General features: G+C 63.0%; 4 protein-coding genes. 3 read left to right on the top strand and 1 reads right to left on the bottom strand.

What is annotated here, in order from left to right; translation table 11 throughout:
- From ACIQ36_RS19030 to ACIQ36_RS19040, 3 genes are all read left to right on the top strand, one after another.
- Nucleotides 1-701, top strand: a 701-nt coding sequence (locus ACIQ36_RS19030; protein ID WP_395832283.1) for a diguanylate cyclase domain-containing protein, incomplete at its 5' end; no start/stop codon positions are given.
- Nucleotides 702-806: 105 nt separating this feature from the next.
- Nucleotides 807-1,796 (top strand): zinc-dependent alcohol dehydrogenase family protein, encoded by a 990-nt coding sequence (locus tag ACIQ36_RS19035; protein WP_395832285.1) that lies wholly within the window; start codon nucleotides 807-809, stop codon nucleotides 1,794-1,796.
- A gap of 78 nt (nucleotides 1,797-1,874) precedes the next feature.
- The gene (locus ACIQ36_RS19040) at nucleotides 1,875-2,783 is read left to right on the top strand and encodes a LysR substrate-binding domain-containing protein (RefSeq protein WP_395832288.1); all 909 of its coding nucleotides are present in this window, start codon (nucleotides 1,875-1,877) and stop codon (nucleotides 2,781-2,783) included.
- Here ACIQ36_RS19040 and ACIQ36_RS19045 read toward each other — a convergent pair.
- The coding region (locus tag ACIQ36_RS19045; protein WP_395832290.1) for a D-amino acid dehydrogenase at nucleotides 2,774-3,926 on the bottom strand (1,153 nt) is incomplete at its 5' end. The genes ACIQ36_RS19040 and ACIQ36_RS19045 overlap by 10 nt on opposite strands.

Here is a 3,926-nt window from a genome sequence, read left to right on the forward strand (position 1 = left end):
ACCGGATCGTTGAAGCTTTCTCGGGGGATAGCGCCGCCGATGGGATTCTGATGACCGAGGACGGACGGTATGTGGGCTTCCTCAGCCCGCGCTCGCTGCTGAAGCTGGTGAATGAGTATAATCTAGCGGGCGCGCGGGATCAGAACCCGCTCAGCCGCCTGCCCGGCAATCAGCGTATTCAGGAATGGATCGACCGCGCCCTGGATAATCCAACCGAATCGGTCTCGGTTGCCTTTATCGATTTCGACTTCTTCAAACCCTTCAACGATACCTATGGTTTTCGCCAAGGCGACCGGGTGATTACCATGTTTGCCGATATGATGCGGCACGTGCAGAATACGCCCGGCTTTTTTGCGGGGCATATCGGCGGGGACGATTTTGTCTTGGGGGCGCTGGGCGCAGCTCAGGCCGATATGTCCGAGGCGCTCGAAACGCTTCTGGAGAAATTCCGCACCGATGTTTCCTCGCTCTATGAGCCGGAAAGCCGCTTGCGCGGCCACATTCTGGCCAAAGACCGCGATGGGCGCGAGCGGCAGTTCCCGCTGCTTCGGGCGAGCGCGGTAATGCTCTATCTGCCCGCGCGCTCCGACGAGGCCGACAGCCATGGCGCGACTGCCGAGGATATCGCGGCCCGCTTCGCCGCCCGCAAAAGCGAAGCGAAGGGAGCCCTCTCGGGCGTCGTCATTGAGCGAATGGAATGACGGCATTCATTCGATTTTATGATTTCTAAGATTAAATCTATTCGTTTTCAAACTTGGTTGCCGCCTGCCATACCTGGGGCCTTCCTTCCTCTCGGAGTGCCCCCGATGAAAGCTATGGTTCTTACTCAGTTCGGCGATGCATCGAACTTTACGTTGACCGATATTCCCGCCCCCGACTTGCGCCCCGGCACCGTGCTGATCGACGTGAAAGCCGCCAGCGTTAACCCGGTGGACTATAAGGTTCGGCAGAACGGCCCTGGTTTCGCCAATCCGCTACCCGCCCCCTTGGGTTTGGATGTTGCCGGGACGATCCGTGCGGTCGCCCCCGATATCACGGGCTTTGCCGTGGGCGACGCAGTCTATGGTTGCGCGGGCGGCATTGCCGGGGAAACCGGCACGAATGCGGAAATCATGCGCGCGGACACCCGCCTGATCGCGCCGATGCCGGTCAACCTCAGCTTCCGCGAGGCGGCAGCCCTGCCGTTGGTCTCCATCACCGCGATCGAGGCCCTGGAACGGCTCGGCGTTGGGGTGGGGACCCGGCTGCTGGTGATCGGCGGCACCGGCGGCGTCGGCCATATCGCGGTCCAGCTTGCCGCCGCGCGCGGGGCGATTGTCGATAGCACGGCCTCGACGATCGAAAAATCCATGCTGGCGAAAAGCTTCGGCGCGCGCGAAGTGATTTCCTACCGCACCGAAACGATCGCCGAGGGGGCCGCGCGCCTCACCCAAGGCGAAGGTTATGATTGCGTGCTGGATGCCACCGGCGGATCGGACATTGCGAGCGCCTTCGCCGCAGCCCGGCTGAATGGGCAAGTCGCGACCATCGTCTCCCACTACACGGCAGACCTCGCGCCGATGCATGTGAAGGGCCTTAGCCTGCACGTGATCTTCATGCTGATCCCGCTAATCCATAATCGCGGTCGGGAACAGCATGGGGCTTGGTTGCGCGATTTGACAAAATTGGTCGAGGCGGGCCGCGTCAAACCCTTTCTCGACCCGCAGCGCTTCGCGTTGGCCGACCTCGCCGCCGCCCATACTCATTTGGAAAGCGGTCAGGCCGTCGGCAAAGTCGTGATCGATATCGCCGAGTGAGATTGAGCGGGGGGCGGGTTGTCGCCGCCCCTTGCCTCCGGCTTGAGCCCTTTCGCCATTCATGCTAAATCTTCATAGATGCGCGCGATTGATTTGGAAATTGACCTATTGCGGTGCTTCGTTGCCGTTACCGACCGGGGGGGCTTTACCGCCGCCGCCGAGACGATTGGGCGCACCCAATCCGCCGTGTCGGTCAAAATTCGCAAGCTGGAAGACCTGCTGGGGCTGAAAGTCTTCGAGCGCACCAGCCGGTCGCTGGCGCTAACGCCGGACGGCGAAATTCTGCTCGGCTACGCCCGCCGCCTGCTCGATTTGAATGACGAGGCCGTGCAGCGCCTGATTGGCCCCGACGCCAGCGGCACTTTGCGCCTAGGCATCGCCGATTATATCGCCCCGCGCAGCCTGCCGGTGCTGCTGTCGCGCTTTAACCGGAACTTCCCGCGCATCCATGTGGAGGTGCGCACCGGGCTCGGCATGGATATGCTGCCGATGCTGGAGCGGGGCGAGCTCGATCTCGTTATCTGCGGGCGCGAACCGGCGCAGTCGATGGGCCGTTTGCTCTACCGCGAACCCTTGGTGTGGGTGATCGGCGAGAGCAGCCCGACCCCGCCCGGCCCTGCCGTTGCCATGGCGGCCCTACCCTATTATTGCAGCCACCGCCGCGCCGCCGCCGAAAGCTTGGCCCGCGCCGGGATGCATCAGGACATCATCTATACCAGCACCTCGGTTGCCGGGGTCCAGGCCGCCGTGATTGCAGGGTTGGGGGTTGGGGTTCTGCCGCAATCCGCCGTGATGCCCGGCATGCGGATTCTCGGGGAGGCGGACGGTTTCCCGTCGCTCCCCGAAGCCGAAATGGCCGTGGTTGGCGAAGACCGGCTGACCGGCACGGCGGGCGCGGCCTTCGTTGCCTTTTGGGAGGAAACCCTCGTGCCGCTTATCCGGCAGGAGAGGGCGGAGGCCGCCCCCCGCGCCCTTCTTCAGGCGTAACGAATTATCGAAAGATCGCTGGTTTCGATTTCCGGCTTTTTGCCCGACATTAGATCGGCCAGCACGCGGCCAGACCCGCAGGACATGGTCCACCCCAAGGTGCCGTGCCCAGTATTCAGGTAGAGATTGCCGAGACGCGTCGGCCCGATGATCGGCGTTCCATCGGGCGTCATCGGGCGCAGGCCCGACCAATAGCTTGCCGAAGCAATATCCCCGCCCGTGGGGAAGAGATCGCGGACAGAGGTTTCCAATGTCTCCCGGCGGCTTTGTGGCAGGTCGCTGGTAAAGCCCGAGAGTTCCGCCGTGCCGCCCACCCGAATGCGGTTGCCAAGGCGGGTGATGGCGATTTTATAGGTTTCGTCCATCACGGTGGAAACCGGCGCGCCCGCCTCGTCGGTCAAGGCGAGGGTCAGCGAATAGCCTTTCACCGGATAGACCGGCACGCGCAAGCCCAGGGGCGCAAGCAGCTTGGGCGAATAGCTACCAAGGGCCACTACATACGCATCGGCGTCGAGAATCCCGAGGCTGGTTGCAACCCCGGTGACGCGCGTCGCATCCGTCACCAACCCGTCGATGCGCGTATTGAAGTGGAACTTCACGCCATTGATTTCGGCCAGCTTCGCCAGCCGCTCGGTGAACATATGGCAGTCGCCGGTTTCATCATGGGGCAGGCGCAGGCCGCCGACGATCTTATGCTGCACTTTGGCGAGCGCCGGTTCGGCGGCGGCGCAAGCGGTCGGCGTGAGTTGCTCAAACGGCACGCCATATTGCTTGAGCACTTCGATATCGCCGCTGATCGCGTCCATCTGCTGGCGCGTGCGGAACACCTGCAAGGTGCCCTGCGTGCGCTCATCGTACTGGATGCCGGTTTCGGCGCGCAGTTCCACCAGCTTGTCGCGGCTATACTCGGCGACCCGAACCATACGGGCCTTATTGACGGCATAGCGCGCCGAGGTGCAGTTGCGCAGCATTTGCGCCAGCCAAATCCATTGGTTCACGTCCAGCGTCGGGCGCACTACCAGCGGCCCGTGCTTCATGAACATCCATTTCATCGCCTTAATCGGCACACCCGGCCCGGCCCAGGGCGACGAATAGCCCGGCGACACTTCCCCCGCATTGGCAAAGCTGGTTTCCTGCGCGGGC

It is taken from the genome of Elstera sp. (assembly GCF_044372965.1).
GTDB lineage: Bacteria > Pseudomonadota > Alphaproteobacteria > Elsterales > Elsteraceae > Elstera.

What these genes read in the sequence shown, in the direction of transcription:
- ACIQ36_RS19035 (WP_395832285.1), top strand. Translation starts at nt 807, where the DNA reads ATGAAAGCTATGGTTCTTACTCAGTTCGGCGATGCATCGAACTTTACG.
- ACIQ36_RS19040 (WP_395832288.1), top strand. Translation starts at nt 1,875, where the DNA reads ATGCGCGCGATTGATTTGGAAATTGACCTATTGCGGTGCTTCGTTGCC.